The organism is bacterium (assembly GCA_017744355.1).
GTDB lineage: Bacteria > Cyanobacteriota > Sericytochromatia > S15B-MN24 > UBA4093 > JAGIBK01.
Genome location: JAGIBK010000006.1, coordinates 103,379 through 125,677, shown reverse-complemented (window position 1 = coordinate 125,677; position 22,299 = coordinate 103,379). Strand labels below are relative to the sequence as shown.

Genomic DNA, 22,299 nt, shown 5'->3' with positions numbered 1-22,299 from the left:
CTCAGGCCGAGCGACGGGGCGAAAACCAGCCGAGGATCTCCTGGCCGACCCAGATGACACCGACCAAGAGGTACAGCGGGTCTCCGAAGAAGGCGGGCTTGTTGCCCTCGATGCGGTGGCCGATGAACTGGAAGACCCAGCCGAGCACGAAGAGTGCGAGCCCCAGCTTCCAGCGGACGAAGAGCAGCGGCAGGCTCGCGACGATCAGCGGGATGCCGACGACGTGCGTCAGCCGGGTGGCGAACTTGGTGTGCTCCGCCTCGTAGCGGCGCAGGTACTCGTCGAGGGTGTCCTTGAAGGCCATGGGTCCCTCCTCTTCGCTGGTGATCAGGCGTCCTGTTCGTAGGCTTCCTTGAGCCAGCGGCTCACGGTCTCGTCGATGTCATCGAGTCTGGAAATGCCGACGCAGTGGGTGATGCGCGCGCTGCCCACGTTCTTCGCGATCGCAAGCCGTCCGCTCGCCTCTTGGTCGCCCAGCGCGAGCCCCAGGTCGATGCGGGTCCGGGTGGTCGGCTTGATCACCGCGAACTGGCGCCTGCGCATCAGCGGCACGTAGGTCGAGCACGGGGCGGCCTTCACGTCCTCGCCCAGCGCGAGGGCAAGCTCCATCAGGCGCTCGTAGATCGGGACGAGAGCCGCCTTGGGGCCGTCGTACATGGCCGCGACCATGGCTTCGGGGTCGTACTCCTGCTCGCCCTTGGCGAACTCCAGAATGGTCATGGCCGTGTCCCGCCCGAGCTGGTGTTCGGCCTTGAGCCAGGCCATGCGCTCCTTTTCCGTGGCCGGGGCCTCGGCCTCGACCAAGGCGATCCACTCGGCGAGCGATTTGCCGGTTTTCTTTTGGAGGTTGTCCGCGATCGCGCGCATGTGGGCGACGGCGGGGTGGGTGCCGTAGGGAAAGGCCTTGGGGGCAGTGGACATGGGGGTGGCTCCTCGACAAGGACGACTGCCCGGATCATACCGCATTCCGTCCGTCTGGTGACTCCCTTGCGGGGGGCTGGCACCATTGCCCTGTGAGCCTTGGAAGAGAAGGAAGGGGGCCCCCATGAAGAAGCCTTCAGGCAGGAGCACTTTGTGGTTGGCCGTAGCGGGCGCGGCCTACTTGGGGTGGCGACTCGCTCAGCGCCGGCCGGTGAGTCTCGATGGCCAGGTGGTGCTCATCACGGGCGGCTCGCGGGGGCTGGGGCTGCTGCTTGCCCGCGAGTTCGCGCGCCAGGGCTGCCGGTTGGCCATCTGCGCGCGGGACGAGGCCGAGCTCGAGCGTGCGCGCCTGGACCTGGAGGCGCACGGCGCCGAGGTCCTCGCCGTGCGCTGCGACGTCTCCGACCGAGATCAAGCCGAGAAGCTCGTCGCCGTCGTCGGGGCCCACTACGGCCAGATCGATGTGCTGGTCAACAACGCGGGGATCATCCAGGTCGGCCCCGCCGAGGTCATGACCTACCAGGACTTCGAGCACATCATGGCGGTCAACTTCTACGGGGCGCTCCACACGACCCTCGCGGTCCTGCCCCGGATGCGCGCGCGCGGCTACGGCCGGATCGTGAACATCGACTCCATCGGCGGCCGGGTTTCCTCGCCCCACCTGTTGCCCTACCACTGCGCCAAGTTCGCCCTGCGCGGCTTCTCGGAGGGCCTACGGGTCGAGGTCGCCAAGGACGGCATCGCCGTGACGACCATCCTGCCGGGCCTGATGCGGACGGGATCCCCGCTCAATGCCTGGTTCAAGGGGCAGCAGGCCAAGGAGTTCCTCTGGTTCGCCCTCGCCGACTCCTGGCCCGGCCTCTCCCAGAACGCCGAGCGCTCGGCGCGCAAGATCGTCGATGCGACGCGCCGGGGCGTCGGCGAGACCACCCTCAGCTGGCAGGCACTGGCCCTCGGCATCGCCCACGACCTGTTCCCCAACATCACCCTCGATGCTTTCGCCCTCGTCAATCGCTTGCTGCCGTCGGGGGACGGGGCGGGGAGCGCTGGGCGCCAGGGCAAGGACGTCGTGCTCAGGCGTGCCTGGCGGCCTTTCCTCAAGCCCTTGGCGCGTGAGGCGCACCTGACCAACCAGATATCCTTTTCGTCGACGCCGGAAGGCCAGGCCGCTACGACCGGCGAGATTGGCGAGCGGGAGGGCAGCCTTGGACCTTGACGATCGCTGGATTTAGAATTATTCTAAGAACATGCAGAAGAAGACGTCATGCCTCTCGCCCGATCAGATCGAGGCGGCCCTCAAGCAGGCGGGGATCAACCCGACCGCGCAGCGCATCGCGATTTGTCGCTTCGTGCTGTGTGAGGCCGACCATCCGACGGCCGAGACCATCAAGCTCTGGGTCGATCGTCACTTCCCCAAGATGAGCTTGGCGACCGTCTACAACACCCTGCGGATCCTGGTCGAGGCGGGCCTCTTGCGCGAGCTCAAGCTGCCGCATGTCGAGAGCTCCCTCTACGACAACAACCTCGCCGACCACTACCACTTCTACGACGAGACGACCGGCGAATTGCACGACATCCCGCGCGAGAGCGTCACCTTCGACACCATGCTCGACCCGACCTTCCAGGTCAGCTCGGTGGAGGTCCTGCTGCGCGGGACGCGCAGCGCCTAGCGCTCGCGCCCAGAAATTTCATCCCCCCACCCTCCACCCCGTCGCAGGGAGCAAGGGACCAGGAGCACCACCCAATGATCGAAAACGTCCTCATCATCGGCGCCGGCCCCGCTGGCTACACGGCAGGCATCTACGCCGCCCGCGCCAACCTCAACCCCATCCTGTTCGAGGGCACCCAGCCCGGCGGCCAGCTGATGACCACCACCGACGTCGAGAACTTCCCCGGCTTCCCCGATGGGGTCCAGGGGCCCGAGATGATGCAGCTCTTCCGCGCTCAGGCCGAGCGCTTCGGCACCCGCATCGTCACCGACTTCATCGACCGCGTCGACTTCTCGAACATGCCCTTCAAGGTCTGGGACAGCAAGGGCCAGCTCTTCGAAGCCCGCTCGATCATCATCGCGACCGGCGCGAGCGCCATGTGGCTCGGCCTGCCCTCCGAGGAGCGCCTCCAGGGCCGCGGCGTGTCGGCTTGCGCCACTTGTGACGGCTTCTTCTTCCGGGGCAAGGACGTCATGGTCGTCGGCGGCGGCGACACCGCCCTCGAAGAGGCCCTCTTCCTCAGCAACATGACCAACAAGGTCTACCTGGTCCACCGTCGCGACCAGCTGCGCGGCAGCAAGATCATGCAGCAGCGCGCCCTTGCCAACCCCAAGATCGAGTTCGTCTGGAACTCGGTGATCGACGAGGTCCTCGGCGAGGACAAGGTCACCTCCGTTCGCCTCAAGAACGTCCAGACGGGCGAGACCCGCGAGCAGCCGGTCGACGGCGTGTTCATCGCCATCGGCCACAAGCCCGCGACCGCGCTCTTCCAGGGTCAGCTCGACCTGGACGAGAAGGGCTACATCCTTACGCATGACGGCACCCGCACCAGCGTCGAGGGCGTCTTCGCCGCCGGCGACGTGCAGGACACGGTCTACCGTCAGGCGATCACGGCGGCGGGCAGCGGCTGCATGGCCGCGATCGACGCCGAGCGCTGGCTCGCTGGCATCGCCGAAGAGGCGCACGCCGGCGCGGCAAGCTAACCAACCCACGCACCACACTCACTAGGAGACACCATGCTTCAACCCACCATGCACGCTCCCGACTTCAAGGCCACCGCGGTCGTGAACGGCCAGTTCAAGACCGTCTCGCTGTCGGACTACAAGGGCAAGAACGTCGTCCTGTTCTTCTACCCCCTCGACTTCACCTTCGTGTGCCCCACCGAGATCCTCGCGTTCTCGGATCGCATCGCCGAGTTCAAGGCCCGCAACACCGAGGTGGTCGGCATTTCGACCGACTCGCACTTCTCGCACCTCGCCTGGGTCAACGCCAAGCGCACCGAGGGTGGCCTCGAGGGCCTCAACTACCCCCTCGTCGCGGACTTCACCAAGACCATCTCGACCGAGTACGGCGTGCTCAAGGCCGATGAGGGCGTGGCCTTCCGTGGCCTCTTCCTGATCGACAAGAACGGCGTCATCCAGCACATGGTCGTCAACAACCTGCCCCTGGGCCGCTCGGTCGACGAGACCCTGCGCATGGTCGATGCCCTCACCCACTTCGAGCAGCACGGCGAGGTTTGCCCCGCCGACTGGAAGCCCGGCAAGGACACGATCATCCCCGATCCCGAGAAGTCCAAGGAGTACTTCCAGAAGGCCGCAGCGGCCGTCTAGGCCGAGCATCCTTCGCTCGCACCCCCCCGGGAAGCCGGGGGGGTGTTCGCATGCGGGCAACGCGGTATAATCAGTGGATTGATCTTTTTTTGTGGTGAGGCGACGGCTTGGAACAAGCGACGATTTTTTCGAAACGGGATCTCGAGCGCTGGGCCGATGCGCTGACCTTCAAGAAGGGTTCGGCCTGCTTCGAACAAGGCGGGGTCGGAGCTCCGGCCGTCAGCGCGCCGGCGCCCGGGGTGCTGCGCGTGGCCGCGCGGGTCGACGACGGGACGATCTACCCCCAGACCACCAGCCTCGAATGGGACGGGCAGAGCCTGAAGGCCCGCTGCGACTGCCACGACGGCGAGCGGTGCCGCCATGCGATCGCGCTGGCGCTCGCGTTCCTCGACGCGCCGGTGGACCTGCCCCGGCCGGTGGCCGAGGTGGCCGGTAAGGTCTTCCTGCCGGGTCAAGAGGTGATCCTCTACGGCCTCTGGCCGGCGCCGCCCCCCAAGAAGCTCGAAAACATGTACCGCCGTCCCCAGTGTCTGTGGCTCGCGCTCGACACCACCCGCCTGCGCGAGGACGGCACCCCTGGGGCCCCTCGCCCCATGGCCCTCTGGGGGACGCCCACCGGCCGCCACCTGAGCGAGGCGGACAAGGCGATCCTCACCCTGGTGACCCCTTTCTTCCAGTCTCATGGCCGGCACTTCTCCTCGCCGCACGCCCGAGGCATTCCCCTGCTCGAAGAGCACGTGGACACGGTCCTGCGGCACCTTGCGGGCTACCCCTTCGTCTTCGGCGCCGGGCGCAAGTCGCTCATCGTGCGCCCGGACGTTTCGGTGCGCCACCGCCGCCTCTCGTCGTGGGCCGGCGACGAGGGCATCTGGGAGCTCGAAGGGGCGCACCACCCCGTCACCCCGGGCCGCGTGGTGGGGGACGACCCCGCCTGGGTGATGATCGAGGACGCCTTCTACCCCTTCGTGGAGATGACCCTGCCCTCGCTCGCGCAGGACGAGGAGGCCCTCCCGGACGAGCCTCAGCTGCCGGGTGATGCGACCCCCGTGACCCATCCGCAGCTGGCGCCGGTGCCGCGCCTGACCCTGCACGAGGAGGGCGAGTACCTCCTGGCGCGCCTCAGCTTCGTCTACGGAGCGGGGACGCCTGTGACCGCGCAGGATCCGCGCCGCGCGGTGCTCGCCGAGCGCGAGGGCCAGTGGGGCCACTACCTGCGCGACCCGCAGGCCGAGACGGCCCTGGTCAAGCGCCTCTCCGAGGCTGGCCTCGACGCGCGCGCGGACGGGGACTGGCTCGGCTGGGGGGATGCTGCCCTCGGTTTCTTGATGGACGAGGTGCCCGCCCTGCTCGATGCGGGCTGGGAGATCTACGGCGAGGAGCGCCTCTCGGCCTTCCGGGTGGACCGGCGTCGGGTTAGCGTGGGGGTGGGCATCTCCACCGGCACCGACTGGTTCGACCTGGAGACCATCCTCTCGCTCGATGACGAGCCTCTGCCCGGGGCCAGCCTGCGCGATGCGCTGCGCGCCAACTCGCGCTACATCCGCCTCGGCTCGGGGGCCTACGCGCGCCTGCCCGAGGACTGGCTTTCGCGCCAGCGGGGCCTCGCCGACGCCCTTGGGGTGGACGCCCTGGTCGATGGCCAGGTCCTGCGCCAGCGCCTCTTGCGGCATCAGGCCCTCTTGGCCGATGAGGTCTTGCAGGCGGCGGATGCGCGCCGCGCGGATCCCGACTGGAGCGCCTTCGTCGAGCTGCTGCGGGACTTCTCGCGGGTCGAAGAGGTGCCGGTGCCCGAGGCCTTCGAAGGCGAGCTGCGCGAGTACCAGCGCCGAGGGCTCGATTATCTGAGCTTCCTGGCGGACAACGGCCTCAACGGCATCCTCGCCGACGACATGGGTCTGGGTAAGACGATCCAGGCGATCGCCCTCTTGCTGCGCGAGAAGGCGGCGGGCCGCCAGGGGCCGACCCTCCTGGTCGCGCCCACCTCGGTCGTCTTCAACTGGGAGCAGGAGCTTTCGCGCTTCGCTCCCGGTCTCAAGCGCCTGGTCCTGCACGGCTCGGGCCGCCGCGACCTGTTCGAGGAGATCGCCTCGGCCGACGTGGTGGTGACGAGCTACTCGCTGTTGCGGCGCGACTTCGACGTGCTCTCGCAGCAGGCCTTCCACTACGTGATCCTGGACGAGGCCCAGAACATCAAGAACCCGCGATCGCAGGCCGCGAAGTTCGCCTGCCGCCTCTCGGCGCGGCACCGCCTCTGCCTGACGGGTACGCCCATCGAGAACAACCTGCTCGAGCTGTGGAGCCTCTTCCAGTTCCTGATGCCGGGGTATCTGGGGTCCGAGAAGCGCTTCCGGCGCCTCTACCTCTCCACCGAGCCGGGCGAGAAGGATCAGCGCACGGATTCCCTGCGCCGCCTCACCCGTCCCTTTATCCTGCGCCGCCTCAAGCAGGAGGTGGCGACCGATCTGCCGCCGCGCTCCGAGATGGTCACCTACTGCGAGCTGGGCGCCGATCAACGCCGGTTCTACGACTCGCTGCTCGCCTCGATCCGGCAGGAGGTCCTGGGCGCGGTCGATCGGGTCGGGCTCGCCAAGTCGCGCTTCAACGTCCTGGAAGGGCTGTTGCGCCTGCGCCAGGCCTGCTGCGATCCGCAGATGGTCAGCACCCGCGCCGCCGAGATCCCCTCGGCCAAGGTGGAGCTGTTCGTCGAGCTGGTGAAGCAGGTGGTCGAGGAAGGGCACCGGGTGCTCGTCTTCAGCCAGTTCGTGAAGGTGCTCAAGATCCTCGAGAAGCGCCTCTTGGCCGAGGGGATCACCTACGAGTACCTGGACGGCCAGACCAAGGATCGCCTGGAGCGGGTCGAGCGGTTCAACGCGAGCGACACGCCGGTCTTCCTGATCAGCCTCAAGGCGGGCGGCACCGGTCTGAACCTGACGGGTGCGGACTACGTGATCCACTTCGACCCCTGGTGGAACCCGGCGGTCGAGGACCAGGCCACGGACCGAGCCCACCGTATCGGCCAGACCCGCCACGTCTTCGCTTACAAGCTGATCGCCAAGGACACCGTCGAGGAGAAGGTCCTGGCCCTGCAGCAGCGCAAGCGGCAGATGGTGCGGGACATCCTGGGCGGCGAGGAGATGGTGCGATCGCTCTCCCGCGAGGATCTGGAGTACCTGTTCTCATAGCCTGGAGTTCACCTGGAGATGGCCTACCGCTACTGCCCCCACTGCCGCGCCGAGCTTGCGGTGCGCGTGATCGAAGGGCGCGATCGCACCCACTGCCCCGCTTGCGGCACGGTCTTCTACGAGAACTCCAAGCCCTGTGCCGGTGCTCTCGTCTCGGACGCCGAGGGACGGCTCTTGCTCGCCCGGCGTGCCATCCAGCCCTTCTTCGGTCTGTGGGACATCCCCGGCGGCTACCTGGAGGACGGTGAGCACCCCGCCGAAGGCGCCGTGCGCGAGATTCGCGAGGAGACGGGGCTCGAGGTGCGCCTCACCGGCTTCGGCGGCATCTACATGGACACCTACGGCGAAAGCGGGGTGTCGACCCTCAACGTCTTCTACGAGGCCGAGGTCGTCGGTGGCGCGCTCAGCGCCCTGGACGACGTGAGCGAGCTCGCTTGGTTCGCCCCCACGGAGCTGCCGCTCGACGCCTTCTCGTTCGAGAACGGAAAGCAAGCGATCAAGGACTGGCTCGCGCGTCGCGGCCACGCCCCGAGGTAACGCCCATGAACCCTTATCACGTCGAATCCTTCGGTCCCATCACGCCCTTCGGCGACGCCGCGCCGCCCTTGGCCGGCTCGCGCGAGGGCTGGGTGATGCTCAGCAAGCATGGCCCCTGCTTCGTCTGCGACCCTGACAACGCGGCCGGGATGCGCGCCGACTTCTATCGCGACCAGGACGTGATCCGCTGCCCGTTCGTCTTCGGCGACGCGCAGATGGGCCCGCCCGGCCACGCCCACGGGGGGAGCCTCGCGGCCCTGCTCGACGAGATCATGGGGGCGGCCGCCTGGAATCGCCGGACCAACCTGCTCGCGGTCCACCTGGAGTACGACCTGCGCCGCCCGACGCCCGTCGGTGTCGAGGTGATGGCCTCGGCCTGGGTGAAGGCGGACGGGAATCGCTCGATCCGGGTCGCCTCGGAGATTCGCTTGCCGGACGGCACCGTGGCGGTCGAGGCCTCGGGGGTCTTCGCGCAGGCGCCGAAGCTGTTCGAGCGCGCCTTCCACGGCTAGCATCCGAGGGTTTCACGAACCTGTAACGAAAGCTTGATGAAAATCGATCCTGCGCTTTAGCGAGCAGTCATCTTTCCTGGGCATAATCCTCTCAGAAGCCGAGAGATGAGAGCTGACGCAAGATTTGGGGCAACCCGAAGCCGGTTGGCCAAGTAGTTCAGGAAAGCTCAAAACTCACTCGCATCCGAAGCCCGCCGGGATTCCCGGCGGGCTTCGCGCATGTACTTCGAACCCGTGCGAAGGGGCAGGGCCAGCCGATGGGGCGCTTGACAGCTGCTCTCATGTCCGTAATTATATAGACCGGTCTAGTTAAATCAACGGAGCTTGAACGAATGAAGTCCTCCCATCGCCAGCGGTTGATCGAAACGACCTCGCGACTGCTCCAGGCCCAGGGCTACCGCAACACCGGTCTGAAGCAGATCCTCGACGAGAGCGAGACGCCGAGAGGCTCCCTGTATCACTACTTTCCGGGCGGCAAGGACGAGCTGGTGGTCGCAGCGCTGGGGCATGCGAGCGAGACGGTCGCCACGACCATCGCGGAGCTGTGCGGCGCTCATGCTGCGCCCGGCGAGGCCCTCTGGGCCGTGGTCGAGCACTTCATCGCGGAGCTCGAAACCTCCAGCTTCGAAAAAGGGTGCCCGGTCGCGACGGTCGCGCTCGAGCAGGCCGCCCAGAACCCCGTCATCCAGCAGGCCTGCGCTCAGGCTTACGCGCTTTGGCAGGGCGGGCTTGAGACTTACTTGCAAGCTCATGGTTACCGCCAGCCCGCAATCCTAGCAGAGCGCCTGTTGGTGGCGCTCGAAGGGGCCCTTTTGCTCAGTCGGGCACGCCTGAGCGCCGAGCCCCTTCGCCAGCTGAGGGGGATGCTCACGCCGATGCTTCAACAAGAGGATTAAATTCATGAAACGCTTCATCACGCTCGTCTCTCTCTTGGCTTGTGGCCTGCTCACCTGGTCTGGCCCGGCGGCAGGCTCCGCGCAGCCCGTCGTCGCCGACAAGGCGCCGCTGACGGCGTCACAGGCGCCTGCCCAGGGATCGATCCGCTTCTCGATCATCAAGACGGCGCAGGTCAAGACCCGTGAAGGCCTCGCCTACTCTGGCGGCAGCTTGTTCAAGGAGGCGACCATGAACCATACGGCGGTGCTCGTCAGCCACCCCAAAGGCTCCTTTTTGTTCGATACCGGCCTGGGCGAGCACATCGACGCCCAGTTCGGCCAGGACATGCCGTGGTGGGCGAAGCCCTTCTTCACCTACGGCAAGGTTACGCCGGCCAGGCGCCAGCTCGACGCGGCAGGGCTTCCAGCGATCACGCGGATCATCCTGTCGCACGGGCACTGGGACCATGCGAGCGGTCTCGAGGACTTCCCCGAGGCGGAGGTGTGGCTGCCTTCGGCCGAGCGCGAGTTCCTCGACCACGAGCACCCCGGGGCGGTCCTGCCCTCGCAAATCACGCCGCCCTCCATCCGCTGGAAGGCCTACGACCTGACGGATCGGCCCTATGCCACCTACCCGCGAAGCCACGATCTCTTCGGGGACGGTCGGGCGGTACTGGTCTCCATGCCCGGCCACACGCCAGGATCCGTCGGCTTGTTCCTCACCGTCTCGTCCGGCAAGCAGTATTTCTTCGTCGGCGACACGGTGTGGCGGCTCGAAGCGGCGAAACAGGTGCGCCCCAAGTTCTGGGTAGCGAGCCGGATCGTCGACCACGACCGTCCGGAGACGCTAGCGGGCGTGCAGAAGCTGCACGCGGTCATGAGCGCGCAGCCGGCGCTCGTCGTCGTGCCGGCGCATGACGCCTCCGTTCACGACGAGCTCGGGTACTTTCCCCAGTGGGTCGAGTGAGCATCCGAGGGTTTCACGAACCCGTAACGAAAGCTTGATGAAATTCGATCCTACGCTTCAGCGAGCAGTCATATTTCCTGGGCATAATCCTCTCAGAAGCCGAGAGATGAGAGCCGAAGCAAGACCAGGGGCAACCCGCAGCCGGTTGGCCAGGAAAGTTTGAAAGGCTCAAAACTCACTCGCATATCCGAAGCCCGCCGGGATCCCCCGGCGGGCTTCGTGCGATCGGGCGCGCAAGTTTTGCTGACGATCTCCCATAAGTAAATCAGTCCTTAGCGTCGACTTAATCGCTTATGAGGAGATTTGCCGTGAAGAAATTCGTCCTTTCCGCCCTCGCGCTCACCATGCTCGCCGGCTGCGGCGTCGGGGGCGTCGGGCCGATGACGGCGAACAAGTCTTCCGCGATTGGTGCCCTGTCCAAGGAGAGCTTCGCCAAGCTCGTGGATTCGACGCGCGCCTTCGTGAAGGTCAAGTTCGACGAGGCGGATCTGGACAAGTCTGGGTTCCTCTCGAAGGATGAGGCGATGCCCGTCGGCACCGCCTACGTGCTCGGTCAATCGCGCCTCGGGGCCTTCGAGGTGCTCGACGCGGACAAGGATGGCCAGCTGGCCTTCGGCGAAATTGCGACCGACGTCGTGGTCAAGGACATCGCCCAGAACCTTCACGTCCAGCTGGTCAACCTCTTCGTCGGCCTGGATCGTGACAGCGACATGGTGCTGAAGGGCGACGAGATCCCGCCCGCCTACGACCTCAACGGCAACGGCCAGGTGCCCTTCGGCGAGTACGAAGAGGCCTACGTGACCTTCTCGATGGCGGGCACCGCCGGCCAGGTGCGCTACCTCATCGCCCTCTACGACACCAACCGTGACGGCCTGCTCACCCTCACCGACCTGCGTAAGGCTCCCTTGAGCGAGCCGGTCGGCGGCTGGGCCGCCGGTCAGAAGGACGCCCAGCTTCGCGAGTTCTTCAAGCAGGCGGATACCAACCACGACAACCGCCTCAGCTTCGACGAGCTCAAGGCGGTCCTGCCGGGGCCGCTCGCCCTCCCGGCGGCCAAGTAACTTCCATACAAGCCGAAGGGCGACCCGCAATTCGCGGGTCGCCCTTTCGTTTATCCGCGGGTGATGGGCAGGCGCTCGGCGACCGTTACCCCCTCGGGCGTCACCGTGCAGCGGTAGCAGAGGGCCTCGACCCCCGTGGCGGTGGCTGTTTCGAAGGCCGCGGCGTAGACGGGGTCGATGGCCTCGGCGGGCCAGAAGCGATCGCAGTCTTCGCGCTGGACCAGATAGACCATCACCGCCCGGTGCCCCTCGGCCACCATGTCGCTCAGCTCCCGCAGGTGCTTGGCGCCGCGCTCGGTCACCGCATCGGGGAAGAGGGCCTGCGCCCCCTCGGCGAGGGTCACGTTCTTGACCTCCACATAGCAGCGCCCCTTCTCGGGATCGCTCAGCAGTAGGTCGATCCGGCTGTTCTGGCCGTACTTCTGCTCGGGCTTGAGGGTCGAATAGCCCGCAAGCTCGGGGATAGCGCCCGCCGTGATCGCCTCGGCCACGATCCGGTTGGGCAGGGCGGTGTTGATCCCCACCCAGGTCGGACCCACCTTCACCAGCTCCCAGGTGTACTTGAGCTTGCGCGCCGGATCGTCGCGGAAGCTGAGCAGGACGGGGCTCTCGGGCGCGTCGCAGCCGCGCATGGAGCCCGAGTTGGCGCAGTGGGCGGTCACGACCTCGCCGGTTTCGAGGCGCACGTCGGCCAAGAAGCGCTTGTAGCGCTTGAGGAGGGTGCCGGGGATGAGCGGAGCGGGGTATTCCATCGGGTCGGACCTCAAGGCGAAGGGGGAAAGAACGTCCATTGTACGTCAGAGGGCCATGCGTCTTGACGCGAAGGGCACGGAAACTCTAGATTGGAAGGATGGGTAAGTACTTACTTACAGAGCTGGACCCCATCGCCGAGCGCATCCTGGAAGCGGCCCTGCAACTGCTGACCGAGCGCGGCTACAAGGGGGCCACCACGGCGGCGATCGCCCAGCAGGCGGGGGTTGCCGAGCTCACCCTCTTTCGCCACTTCGGCAACAAGGCGGCGCTCGTCAAGGCGGCCTGCCACCGCTCGCTTGCGGCCCTGGAGGATCTGGTCCCGGAGCCCACGGGCGACGTGGAGGTGGATCTGCTCACCTTCGCCACGCGCTACCTGATGCACTTCAAGGGTGCGCGGGACCGCAAGATCTTCGTCCTGCCCGAGATCATCCGGCACCCGGAGCTCAGAGGCGACGCGGCCCCGCCGCAGATCGCGGCCTTCCGCCAGCGGCAGAACGCCCTCATCGCGCATTACCAGGCCCTGGGCCAGCTGAAGCCCGGGGATCCGAGCGAGATCGGCATGGACTTCCTCGGCCCCCTCTTGAGCCGCGTGCTGATGGCGGACCTGTGGGGCGACCCGACGCGCATGGACGTTCCACGCTACGTTCGCCACTTCCTCACGGGGTGGCATGTCCCTGTTTCTTCCCCCTCTTCACAAGAAGGACGCGTATGACCCGAGAGCAAAAACTCACGCTTATCGGCATCTTCATGGCCATGTTCCTGGCCGCCCTGGATCAGACCATCGTCTCGACCGCCATGCCCCGGATCGTCACCGAGCTGGGCGGCACCAGCCTCTACGCCTGGGTCGCGACCACCTACCTGCTCACCTCGACCGTGTCGGGCCCCGTCTTCGGGCGCCTGACCGAGACGGTGGTGAGCAAATGGGCGCTCTTGGCGGCGGTTGTCGTCTTCCTCTTCGGCTCGGCCCTCTGCGGCGCGGCCCCCAACATGGAGGCTTTGGTCGCCTTCCGCGGCATCCAGGGCCTGGGCGGCGGCGCGCTGTTCGCCGTGGTCCTCACCGTCTTCGCCCTGATGTTCCCCCCGCGCGAGCGCGGCAAGCTCCAGGGCCTCTTCGGCGCCATCTTCGGGATTTCGAGCATCCTCGGTCCGTGGCTCGGCGGCTTCATTACCGACCACATCAGCTGGCGCTGGGTGTTCTACATCAACATGCCGGTGGGCGCGATCGCCCTCTACTTCATCATCCGCCACATGCCGGCCATCGAGCCTCCCTCGCGCCAGCGCTTCGACGTGCTGGGCGCCGTCAGCCTCGCGGTCTGGACCGTGCCCCTCATGCTCATCATCAGCTGGGGCGGCCACACCTACGCCTGGACCTCGGTGCAGATCCTCGGCCTGGCCGCCCTCACCCTGGCGGGGCTCGGCCTGTTCATCTGGGCGGAGCGCCGCAGTGATGCGCCCCTCTTCGACCTGGGCCTGTTCAAGCTGCCTACCTTCACCTGGGCGAGCGCGGCGGCCTTCTTCTTCGGCGGCGCCTTCATGGGGGCCATCATCTTCCTGCCCCTCTACCTGGTCCAGGTCAAGGGCATCTCGAGCACCTACTCGGGCCTCAGCATGACCCCGCTCTCCTTCGGGATGATGGCGGGCAGCATCACCGCGGGGCGTCTTGCGAGCAAGACCGGGCGCTACAAGTACCTGATGATCATCAGCGCGGTGTGGCTGCTCGGCTGCGTGACGGCGCTCCACTTCATCATGACGGCCGATACGCCCTTGTGGCAGATCGTCACCCTGATGGTGCTCATTGGCCTGGGCTTCGGGCCCTCCATGCCCCTCTACCCCCTGGCCGTCCAGAACGCGGTCGAGCGCGAGCGCATCGGCACCGCGTCGAGCGCCAACATGTTCTTCCGCCAGGTCGGCTCGACCATGGGCGTGGCGCTGCTGGGCTCGGTGCTCGTCACCACTCTCCAGACCGAGATCCCCAAGCACCTGCCGGCGGGAGGCGCGAACCCTGCGGCCTTCAAGATGCAGGGCGAAGGCCAGATGCAGGACGCAGGCGCCCTCGAAGCCAAGATCAAGACGCAGTTCGACGGCCTCTACGCCGACATGGCCGGCGCCATCAAGGGCGACAAGGCCGCCTACGAGAAGGTCATGGCGAACCCCATGGTCCCTGCCGAGCGCAAGGCCATGATGCAGCCGGGCGGCATCCCCGCCGCCCTCAAGGCCCAGTTCGGCGAGCCCAAGACGCCCGCTGAGCAGGCCCGCCTCGACGGCGCCATCGCCCAGGCCGAAGGCCAGGCCCTCGCGGGGCTGCGCAAGGGCCTCGACGAGGCGGCCGCCCAGCTCGTCGCCAAGCTCAAGGAAGGCTTCAACGCCGGCATCACCGAGGCCATGCGTCAGATTTACCTGTACGTGGCCATCCTGGTGCTGCTGTCGCTGTTCGCCATCTTCTTGCTGCCGAACGCGGAGCTCAAGCACCACGGCGCGCCGGGCGGCAAGCCCGGTGAGGCTCCGACGGGCATGCCCGCGGCGCACTAAGCCTGATAAAGGGCCGCCTCGCCTGAGGCGGCCCCTTTTTTTCCGCGTGGCCTTCGAGAAGGCCCGCGATCCGGGTACAGAACGAGCAGCCCTTTCTTACGCGTCAAAGGAGTCCTCATGCCCTCTCGCCTGCGTCCCATTGCCGCCGCGGCGCTCTTCGTCGCCTTGTTCGCCCTCCCTGCTTCCGCCGAGACCCTGCGCGGCAAGGTCATCAAGGTCGCCGACGGCGATACCATCACGATCCTGGTCGATGGCGCCAAGGAGCGCATCCGCCTGGTCGGCATCGATACCCCCGAGAAGAAGCAGGTCCCCTGGGGGCCGCGCGCCTCTGCCTTCACCCAGAAGCTGGTGATGGGCAAGGAGGTGCGGGTCGAGACGGACGTGGAGCCGCGCGATCGCTACGGCCGGGTGCTCGGCTACGTCTACGTGGGCAAGACCTTCGTGAACCTCGAACTGGTCCGCCAGGGCTACGCCATGCTCTACACCTCGCCGCCCAACGTGGCGCACACCGACGAGTTCGTGGCCGCCCAGCGCGAGGCCCGCGAGGCCGGGCGCAACATCTGGTCGCCCCGGGACGGCTTGACGGAAACCCCTTACGAGTACCGCCACAAGGGCAAGAAGCCTCCCAAGAAGATCGGTCAGGAAGGCTTGCCCGCCGCCCAGTGATGCTTCGCTACGTTCCTTGACTGTTGTGAGGAGAGGGCGTAGTCTCCGAGCGGCATGGGGCCCGGCCGTGAAAGGATCGTTGGGGCATGGACACGACGCAGGAGATTCCTCCGGCCTACCTCGCCAAGTGGCAGAAGACCCTGGACATCCTGGCCGAGCTCTTCGAGGTCCCGGCCGCGCTGATCATGCGCGTCTGGCCGGAGCAGATCGAGGTGCTGCTCGCGAGCCTGGGCGAGAGCAACCCCTACGAGGAGCATGAGAAGGCCGAGCTCGGTACCGGGCTTTACTGCGAGACCGTGATGGCCACGCGCTCACCGCTCCTGGTGCCCAACGCCCTCGCGGATCCGGCATGGGATCACAACCCGGACCTCAAGCTGAACATGGTCAATTACCTGGGGGTTCCCCTGATCTGGCCCGACGACGAGATCTTCGGGACCATCTGCGTGCTCGATGCGAAGACGCGGACCTACTCCGAGCAGTATCAGATGCTCCTCTGGCACTTCAAGGAAGTCATCGAGGCCGATTTTCGGAAGATCCTGCACCCGGCGGATGCCGGTGGCATCGACGAACAGCGAATCAAACTGCTCGAGGGAAAGATCGAGGCCATGCTCGGTGAACTGGGGCGAGCGCTTCGCGATGGTGATAGGACGGAGGCCCTTGTCCCCCGTGTTCCCAGGGAGGCGGTGGAGGCTTGGCCGATCAAGTGACCATGGGCGCTTCGCGGGCGCTCGGTGAAGGCTACCACAAACACGAGGTCCCGGCGCTCTACCTGAAGAAGTGGCAGAAGACCGTCGACGTGGCGGCGCAGGCGTGCGGGGCCTCCGCTGCGCTAATCCGGCGCGTCTGGTCGGATCGCCTCGAAGTCCTGGTCTCGAGCAGCGGCGAGGCCCTTCCCTGTTGTCCCCCTGGGAAGACGACAGCCCTCGGGGCTGGGCTTTTCTGCGAGCGTGTGCTGGCCACGCGCTCGCCGCTCATGGTCGCCGATGCCCTGGAAGCGCCGGAGTGGCGAGAGGGGCCGGACGCCAACCAGGGCATGCTCAGCTACCTGGGTGTGCCGCTGCTTTGGCCTGACAAGACGGTCTTCGGGACCCTGTGCCTCCTCTCCACGCAGCCGCTGGCCTTTACCACCGCGAACCAGGACCTGCTCGACCAGCTTAAGGAGGTCATCGAAGGGGACTTCCGGATCCTCCACTACTCGCGGGAGCTGGACCGGCGAAAGGCGATCCTGGAAGAGCAGGTCGCAGAGCGCACAGCGAGCCTCAGGCTCATCCTCGACTCCGCGGCCGAGGCCATCTACGGCATCGACCTCGACGGGCGCTGCACCTTCTGCAACCAGGCCAGCCTTCGCATCCTGGGATACGCGGATGCGCAGGAGCTGCTGGGCAAGGACATGCACGCGCTGGTCCACCACTCGCGCGCCGACGGCCAGCCCATTCCGCTGGAAGAGTGCCGGATCATCCGGGCCGTCAGGCGAGGCGATGAGATCCATGTCGATGACGAGGTGCTCTGGCGCAAGGACGGCACGAGTTTTCCCGCGGAGTACTGGTCGTACCCCCAGCGCAAGGGGGATCGGCTCGTCGGGGCCGTCATCACCTGCTTGGACATCACGGAGCGCAAGCGGGCCGAGCAAGAGATCAGACGTCTCAACGCCGGCCTGGAGGAGCGCGTCCGGGAGCGAACCGCCCAGTTGAGCGCCCTCAACCAGGTTCTGAACGAGAGCGAGCTGCGCCTGAAGCAGGCGCAGCAGATCGGCCGGGTCGGAAGCTGGGAGTGGGTCCTGGCCGACGAGACGATCTGCTGGAGCGACGAGCTGTACGAGCTCCTGGGGCTCTCGCCCGAGGCCGCCAAGCCGAGCCTATCGCTGTTCCTCGAACGGGTCCATCCCGAGGATCGGGAGCGGCTGCGGCAGCGCATGGAGGACCTCAGGCTTGGCAAGGCGGCTTTTGACGAGCATTACCGCTTGTTGCTCCCTGATGGCTCCATCCGCCTGATGCATGGGGTCTCGGAGCGCGTGTTCGAGCAAGGCGATCGCCCGGTTCGGGTCATCGGGATCGCCCAGGACATCACCGAGCAGAAGCGCCTGGAGCAGCAACTGCGAGAGCAGTTCGAGCAGTTGATGGAGCTCGATCGCTTGAAGAGCAACTTCGTCAACTCCGTCACGCACGAGCTGAGGACCCCGCTGACCTCGATCCGGGGGTACAGCGAGTTTCTTGCCGACGAGCTCGGCGGCTCCTTGACGCCGCTGCAGCGGAGCTACGTGACGGAGATCGAGCGCGGCGCCTTGCGCCTGGAGCTTTTGCTGGACGATCTCCTGGACTTTGCCCGGATCGAGGCGGGCACCTTCCGGCTGATGTGTCAGGAGGCCGATTTCTACTCCAAGGTCGACGAGATCGTCGAGAGCCTGCAACCGCTGGCCCTTCAGGCACAGGTGCGCCTTGAGCGCATCCTTCCCCCGGAGCCCCTCCTGTTCTCGATGGACGCGCGCCGGATCGGCCAGGTCCTTCTCAACCTGATCAACAACGCCCTCAAGTTCACCCCGCCGGGCGGCAGGGTCCAGGTGCGGACGCGCATCGAGGGCGAGGCGGTCCGGTGCGAGGTCGAGGACACGGGCGAAGGCATCGCGCCCGAGGACTTCCCGAAGTTGTTCACCCGCTTCGGCCAGTTGCCGGCAGGCCTCAAGAAGGGGAGCGGGACCGGGCTGGGGCTGAGTATCAGCAAGGCCCTGATCGAGGCTCACGGGGGGAGCATCGGGGTGGAGAGCACGTTCGGCCAGGGCAGCGTCTTCTGGTTCACCTTGCCGCTCACGCGCGCCGCTGATGACCCGGGAGTGCAGCTCGGCTGATCAGAAGCGGAGCTGGTAGCCGATGTAGGGAATCGCGGGGATGCCGTAGTTGTAGGTGGGGTTCGCGTAGTTCGCGTAATCCTTGCCGTAGTCGATGGCGAGGGCTTCGCGCTGCTGGGTCACCTCGAAGTAGAACAGCCCCTCGCGACCGAACATCCCGGCGGGTCGCTCCACGCGTGCCGACCAGGTGAGGCCGTCCGGGTAGCGGGCTGAGTTGTTCGTTCCGTTGACGGGCGCCCAGGTGCCGTCCGGTTTCTGGATGCGGCCCGTGACCGGGGTGTAGGGTCTACCGCTCGAATAGCGCAGGCGCAGCGAGGGCGACCAGTCCCAGGCCTTGGGAGCGACCATGTTCAGGTTGGCGATGAGGGGCTGGTCGTAGTCGTAGGGGATGTGACCGACCCGCGGGTTCTGCCGGAAAGTGCGCGAGTAGGTGAGGGCGAGCGAGCCCGACCACCCGGCCGTTTCGGCGAGTTCGAGGGTCGCCTCGGCGCCGTTGGAGTAGCCCGAACCCTCGTTGCTGAAGTTGCTGAACGGATCGTTCGTCACCAGGAACAAGAGGTCTCGGTGATAGAGCTCGAACTTGCCGAGCAGGTTGTCCGTGAGCTGGCGATCCAGCCCGACCACGTAGTCCCGCGAGAAGGGGGCCGTCAGCTTGGGGTTGCCGACGCCGGGCAGCAGCTGGCTGACCTCGGGGAACTGGAACTGCTGGCCATAGCCGAGGCGCCAGGTGGTGTCCTCGTCCATGCGCCAGGTCGCCCCCAGGCGCGGCCCCACCTTGTCCTCGCCCGTGCTCTGCAAGCGGTCGTAGCGCAGGCCCAGGTTGAGGGTGAGGGGTTGCGCCACCTTCCAGGCGTCTTCGACGTAGGCCCCGTAGACCTTCTGGTTGCCCGTGGTGTCGGTCGAGAGCTTGGGCAGGCTATCGATGTCCTCGGGCCGGATGGTCGAGGGGTTGGTGCCGGGCGGGAGCTTGGGCTGCAGCCGGCGCTCCAGGTAGTTGATGGTGTCGTAGCGTACGCCCGTGCGGAGCTGGTGGGCGTCGTTGAGCTGGGCGACCACGTCGTCCGCGATCGTCCACTGGAACTGGTTGGAGCTGATGTCCAGGAAGGTGCCGACCTTCACGTTCTGGAAGGGTTCCTGGTAGTTGATCGTCAGGCGATTGGAGGCGCCGTCGCCGATGGGCTGGCGCCAGGTCGCCCCGGTGCTGCGGTAGCCGTCGTCCTGCGAGATGCTGCCCACCCCGCGCCCGATGGTGCCGTCGGGCAAGACCAGCGCGAGCGCATCGGACGAGCCGATGGCCAAGAAATCCAGCCGCCCGTCGCCCGGCGTTTGCTGGGAGACCTTGGCCTGGTAGTCCGAGAAGCGCGGAAAGACGGTAAAGCTGGGCACGAGCTTCGCGACCAGGAAGTCCATGTAGCTGCGCCGGCCCGAGAGCGAGAACGAGAGACCCGGCACGACGGGGCCTTCGACGAGACCCTCGGCGTAGAGGAGGTTCGCGTCCAGGACGCCGTGCAGGGCGTCGGTCTTGGGTGCTCGGCTCTCCACGTCGATGACGGCCGACTTGACGTTGCCGAAGCGCGCGGGCAGGGCCCCGGTGTAGAGGTCCACCTTGGAGATGGTGTTGGCGTTGAAGACGCTGACCAGGCCGCCGAAGTGGAAGGGGTTGCCGATCTGGATGTTGTCCAGGTAGTAGCGGTTGTCGTTGGGCCCGCCGCCGCGCACCACCGGCGCCCCCGAGAAGCCGCCCGCGTTGACGCCCGCGGTGTTGGTGACCGCGAGGATGGGATCGTTGCGCGCGCCTGCGACCTTGCGGACCTCTTCGGCGGTGAAAGAGCGGCGGCTGGTTTCGGTCTGCGCGAGGCGTGCCGGGCGATCGCCCGAGACCACCTGGGTGGGCGCCGAGAGGGTGCCGACCTTGAGCGAGGCGTTCAGCTGGACGGGGCGCGCGTCCGAGAAGGAGACCTTGCCGATGACCAGAGGCAGGTAGCCCGGAGCCTCGACCTTGACCGGGTAGGTGCCGGGCTTGAGGCCGTCGAGCGAGAAGCTGCCGTCGGCTTTGACCTCGGCGCGGCGGTCGGGACCCACGACGGTGACGCGGGCGTTGGCGACGGGGCGGCCGGTCTGCTTGTCCTTGACGGTGCCCGAGAGGGTGGCCGCGAGGGCGGGAGCCGCGACGAGGACGGTCGTGGCGAGGGCGATCGCCGTGGGGGCGAGGGTGCGTGCGTTCATCAGGGCGTCGCTCCGGTGGTCGCAGGGGAGGCGGTGGCGTCGGGGCTCGCGTCGGCTGGCGCGGCGGGGGCGTCGTCGGCCTCGATGGTGGCGTCGACCTTGGCCTCGGCGAGCTGGAACCGGACGGGAACCCGGATGCTCGCCGCGACCTTGATCCCTTCGCGCTCGGCGGGCTTGAACCGGGTGCCGCGCACCGCTTCGATAGCGGCCTTGGCGAAGATGCGGTTCGAACTCGACACCACCTCGGCGCTCGTCACGCGGCCGTCGGCCTCGACGTAGGCCACGACCACGGCGCTGCCGCTCTGGCCCGAAAGGCGCGCCACTTCGGGATAGGCCACGCGCAGGCTGCCGATCGGGGCCGGGAGCTTGTCGAGGGCCCTCGCCAGTGGCGTGTCGTCCGAGACGTCGAGCACCAGGGGCGCGGGGGGCGCGGCAGAGGCCGTCGCGGTGCTCTCGGCTTCGAGGGTCTCGCCGATTGGCACGGCGAGGGTACCGCCTTCGCCTGCGTCCGCGCTCAGGCCGAAGCCTGCCCCACCGGTGCCGGGCTGGGTATTCGCAGGGGCGAGACGGCTTGCGGCAGGGCGAGCCTTGGCGGCTTGCGGCCTCGCGCCCTTGACCTTGGCCTTCGGGGGCTCCGGCTTGGGCTCGGGTGGCTTGGGTTTGGGGGCTTCGGTCCGGACCATCTGGATGGGGATGACCTTGCGGACGAGCTCCTGGCCCACGGGGACGCGCATGAGGAAGAAGGCCAGCAGGAGGTGGCCGCCGACCGAGACGGCGACCACCATGGGCATCCGCGTGCGGGGAGGGGCGGCCATCTCAGGGGCGCTCGACGGCGAAGGCCAGGTCGGTGATGCCCGCCTGACGCACGGCGTCCATGACCTCGACCACGCGTCCGTGGATGACGTTGCGGTCGGCGCCGACCACCACCTGGAGGTTGCCCTTGGCGGGCTTCTTGGCTTCGAGGGCCGAAACCAGCGCCTTGGGCTCGATGCTTTGGCCGTCCAGGACGATCTCTCCCGAGTCCTTGACGACCACCGCGATGGTCCGGGCTTCGGTCGCGACCGTCTGGCTGGCCTTGGGCAGCTGCACCTTGAGGCTCTGCTGGGCGATCATGTAGCTGGTGGCCAGGAAGATGATGAGCAACACCAGCGTGACGTCGACCAGGGGGGTGACGTTGATGTCGACGATGGCGTCCTGGTCGCTACCGGCGTGCATGCTGCCCCCCTGCCATCAGGGCGGGGTCCGCCGCGAGTGCGCGGATGGCCTCGGCGGCCTCTTCGAGGCGGTAGTCCTGGACGCGGATCTTGCGCTGGAAGAGGTTGAAGGCCATGACCGCGGGGATGGCGACCATGATGCCGACGGCGGTGGCGATCAGCGCTTCCGAGATGCCCGCCATGACGACCGAGGGGCCCTGGCTGCTCGCGGTCGCGAGGTCCTTGAAGGCCTTGATGATGCCGAGGACCGTCCCGAAGAGGCCCACGAAGGGACTGTTGTTGCCGAGGGTACCCAGGTAGACGAGGCCACGCTCGGCGGCGGCCTTCTCCTGCAGGCGGTGCGCCAAGAGGGCGGCCTGCAGGCGATGGGGGCCGAGGTTCCAGGCTTCGCTCGCGGTCTGGAACATGCGACCGACGGGCCCCTTGGCCTTCTTGGCGGCCAGGCCGAGGTCACCGTTCGAGAGGGCCGCGATGCCCTCGGCGAGCACCTCGTCCGTGCGCTCGCGGTTGCCGAAGAAGTAGGCGATGCGCTCGATGATCAGGGTGAAGGAGAACATGGAGAAGGCGATGAGCAGGTACAGGACCCATTCGCCCCCCGAAGCGCCGAGGACCTTCATCAGGTGGGTGATTTCCAAAGCGGTGGCCTCCTTGAAGCGAGCATTTAATGCCGAATCTATTTTTATACCTCAGTCTAT

22 protein-coding genes are annotated in these 22,299 nt (G+C 67.0%); 15 read left to right on the top strand and 7 right to left on the bottom strand.

Going from position 1 to position 22,299, the window contains the following annotated elements:
• Position 1: 1 nt before the first annotated feature.
• Entirely contained in the window at positions 2–304 is a 303-nt protein-coding gene (locus tag J7643_15660; GenBank protein ID MBO9542024.1) for a DUF962 domain-containing protein, read from the bottom strand.
• A 23-nt stretch (positions 305–327) separates the two neighbouring features.
• Entirely contained in the window at positions 328–867 is a 540-nt protein-coding gene (locus J7643_15655; protein MBO9542023.1) for a DUF4287 domain-containing protein, read from the bottom strand.
• Between the two features lie 178 nt (positions 868–1,045).
• Between J7643_15655 and J7643_15650 the strand changes: the two genes are divergently transcribed.
• The 10 genes from J7643_15650 to J7643_15605 all read left to right on the top strand — a co-directional run bounded on the left by J7643_15650 (position 1,046) and on the right by J7643_15605 (position 11,374).
• Positions 1,046–2,137, top strand: a complete 1,092-nt coding sequence (locus J7643_15650) for an SDR family NAD(P)-dependent oxidoreductase (protein ID MBO9542022.1) — start codon at positions 1,046–1,048, stop codon at positions 2,135–2,137.
• A gap of 31 nt (positions 2,138–2,168) precedes the next feature.
• Positions 2,169–2,591 carry a transcriptional repressor gene (locus J7643_15645; GenBank protein ID MBO9542021.1) on the top strand — a complete coding sequence of 141 codons (423 nt, stop codon included), beginning with the start codon at positions 2,169–2,171 and terminating at the stop codon, positions 2,589–2,591.
• A gap of 74 nt (positions 2,592–2,665) precedes the next feature.
• On the top strand, positions 2,666–3,613 hold the full coding sequence (gene trxB, locus J7643_15640) for a thioredoxin-disulfide reductase (protein ID MBO9542020.1): 948 nt from the start codon (positions 2,666–2,668) through the stop codon (positions 3,611–3,613).
• A 33-nt stretch (positions 3,614–3,646) separates the two neighbouring features.
• Positions 3,647–4,240, top strand: a complete 594-nt coding sequence (locus tag J7643_15635) for a peroxiredoxin (GenBank protein ID MBO9542019.1) — start codon at positions 3,647–3,649, stop codon at positions 4,238–4,240.
• Between the two features lie 107 nt (positions 4,241–4,347).
• Positions 4,348–7,422, top strand: coding sequence for an SNF2 helicase associated domain-containing protein (locus tag J7643_15630; protein ID MBO9542018.1), 3,075 nt, complete (start codon positions 4,348–4,350; stop codon positions 7,420–7,422).
• A gap of 18 nt (positions 7,423–7,440) precedes the next feature.
• A complete protein-coding gene (locus J7643_15625; GenBank protein ID MBO9542017.1) occupies positions 7,441–7,959 on the top strand; it encodes an NUDIX hydrolase in 519 nt (172 codons plus the stop codon).
• A gap of 5 nt (positions 7,960–7,964) precedes the next feature.
• A complete protein-coding gene (locus J7643_15620; protein ID MBO9542016.1) occupies positions 7,965–8,471 on the top strand; it encodes a PaaI family thioesterase in 507 nt (168 codons plus the stop codon).
• Between the two features lie 332 nt (positions 8,472–8,803).
• Positions 8,804–9,367 carry a TetR/AcrR family transcriptional regulator gene (locus J7643_15615; protein MBO9542015.1) on the top strand — a complete coding sequence of 188 codons (564 nt, stop codon included), beginning with the start codon at positions 8,804–8,806 and terminating at the stop codon, positions 9,365–9,367.
• Between the two features lie 4 nt (positions 9,368–9,371).
• Positions 9,372–10,313, top strand: coding sequence for an MBL fold metallo-hydrolase (locus tag J7643_15610; protein ID MBO9542014.1), 942 nt, complete (start codon positions 9,372–9,374; stop codon positions 10,311–10,313).
• A 308-nt stretch (positions 10,314–10,621) separates the two neighbouring features.
• The gene (locus tag J7643_15605) at positions 10,622–11,374 is read left to right on the top strand and encodes an EF-hand domain-containing protein (protein MBO9542013.1); all 753 of its coding nucleotides are present in this window, start codon (positions 10,622–10,624) and stop codon (positions 11,372–11,374) included.
• A 50-nt stretch (positions 11,375–11,424) separates the two neighbouring features.
• On the opposite strand, the gene sfsA is transcribed toward J7643_15605, so the two are convergent.
• Positions 11,425–12,126, bottom strand: a complete 702-nt coding sequence (gene sfsA, locus J7643_15600) for a DNA/RNA nuclease SfsA (GenBank protein MBO9542012.1) — start codon at positions 12,124–12,126, stop codon at positions 11,425–11,427.
• 98 nt (positions 12,127–12,224) lie between these two features.
• Between sfsA and J7643_15595 the strand changes: the two genes are divergently transcribed.
• The 5 genes from J7643_15595 (at position 12,225) to J7643_15575 (ending at position 18,164) form a co-directional block, all read left to right on the top strand.
• Positions 12,225–12,839: a TetR/AcrR family transcriptional regulator gene (locus tag J7643_15595; protein MBO9542011.1), complete on the top strand. Its 615-nt coding sequence runs from the start codon at positions 12,225–12,227 to the stop codon at positions 12,837–12,839.
• Entirely contained in the window at positions 12,836–14,656 is a 1,821-nt protein-coding gene (locus tag J7643_15590) for an MFS transporter (GenBank protein ID MBO9542010.1), read from the top strand. The genes J7643_15595 and J7643_15590 overlap by 4 nt, the downstream gene beginning before the upstream one ends.
• Before the next feature lie 117 nt (positions 14,657–14,773).
• On the top strand, positions 14,774–15,322 hold the full coding sequence (locus J7643_15585; GenBank protein ID MBO9542009.1) for a thermonuclease family protein: 549 nt from the start codon (positions 14,774–14,776) through the stop codon (positions 15,320–15,322).
• 86 nt (positions 15,323–15,408) lie between these two features.
• Complete coding sequence (locus tag J7643_15580) at positions 15,409–16,029, top strand: GAF domain-containing protein (GenBank protein ID MBO9542008.1); 621 nt, start codon at positions 15,409–15,411, stop codon at positions 16,027–16,029.
• Positions 16,014–18,164 (top strand): PAS domain S-box protein, encoded by a 2,151-nt coding sequence (locus J7643_15575; protein ID MBO9542007.1) that lies wholly within the window; start codon positions 16,014–16,016, stop codon positions 18,162–18,164. The genes J7643_15580 and J7643_15575 overlap by 16 nt, the downstream gene beginning before the upstream one ends.
• Here the strand turns inward: J7643_15575 and J7643_15570 are convergent, their stop codons facing one another.
• Genes J7643_15570 through J7643_15555 form a run of 4 tightly spaced genes read right to left on the bottom strand, consistent with a single transcriptional unit; the run spans position 18,165 to position 22,239 of the window.
• Positions 18,165–20,390: a TonB-dependent receptor gene (locus J7643_15570; GenBank protein MBO9542006.1), complete on the bottom strand. Its 2,226-nt coding sequence runs from the start codon at positions 20,388–20,390 to the stop codon at positions 18,165–18,167. It lies immediately after the preceding gene.
• On the bottom strand, positions 20,390–21,205 hold the full coding sequence (locus J7643_15565; protein MBO9542005.1) for a TonB family protein: 816 nt from the start codon (positions 21,203–21,205) through the stop codon (positions 20,390–20,392). The genes J7643_15570 and J7643_15565 overlap by 1 nt, the downstream gene beginning before the upstream one ends.
• A gap of 1 nt (position 21,206) precedes the next feature.
• Positions 21,207–21,605 carry a biopolymer transporter ExbD gene (locus J7643_15560; GenBank protein MBO9542004.1) on the bottom strand — a complete coding sequence of 133 codons (399 nt, stop codon included), beginning with the start codon at positions 21,603–21,605 and terminating at the stop codon, positions 21,207–21,209.
• Positions 21,592–22,239 carry a MotA/TolQ/ExbB proton channel family protein gene (locus J7643_15555; GenBank protein ID MBO9542003.1) on the bottom strand — a complete coding sequence of 216 codons (648 nt, stop codon included), beginning with the start codon at positions 22,237–22,239 and terminating at the stop codon, positions 21,592–21,594. Before J7643_15555 ends, J7643_15560 begins: the two co-directional genes overlap by 14 nt.
• Positions 22,240–22,299: the final 60 nt, after the last annotated feature.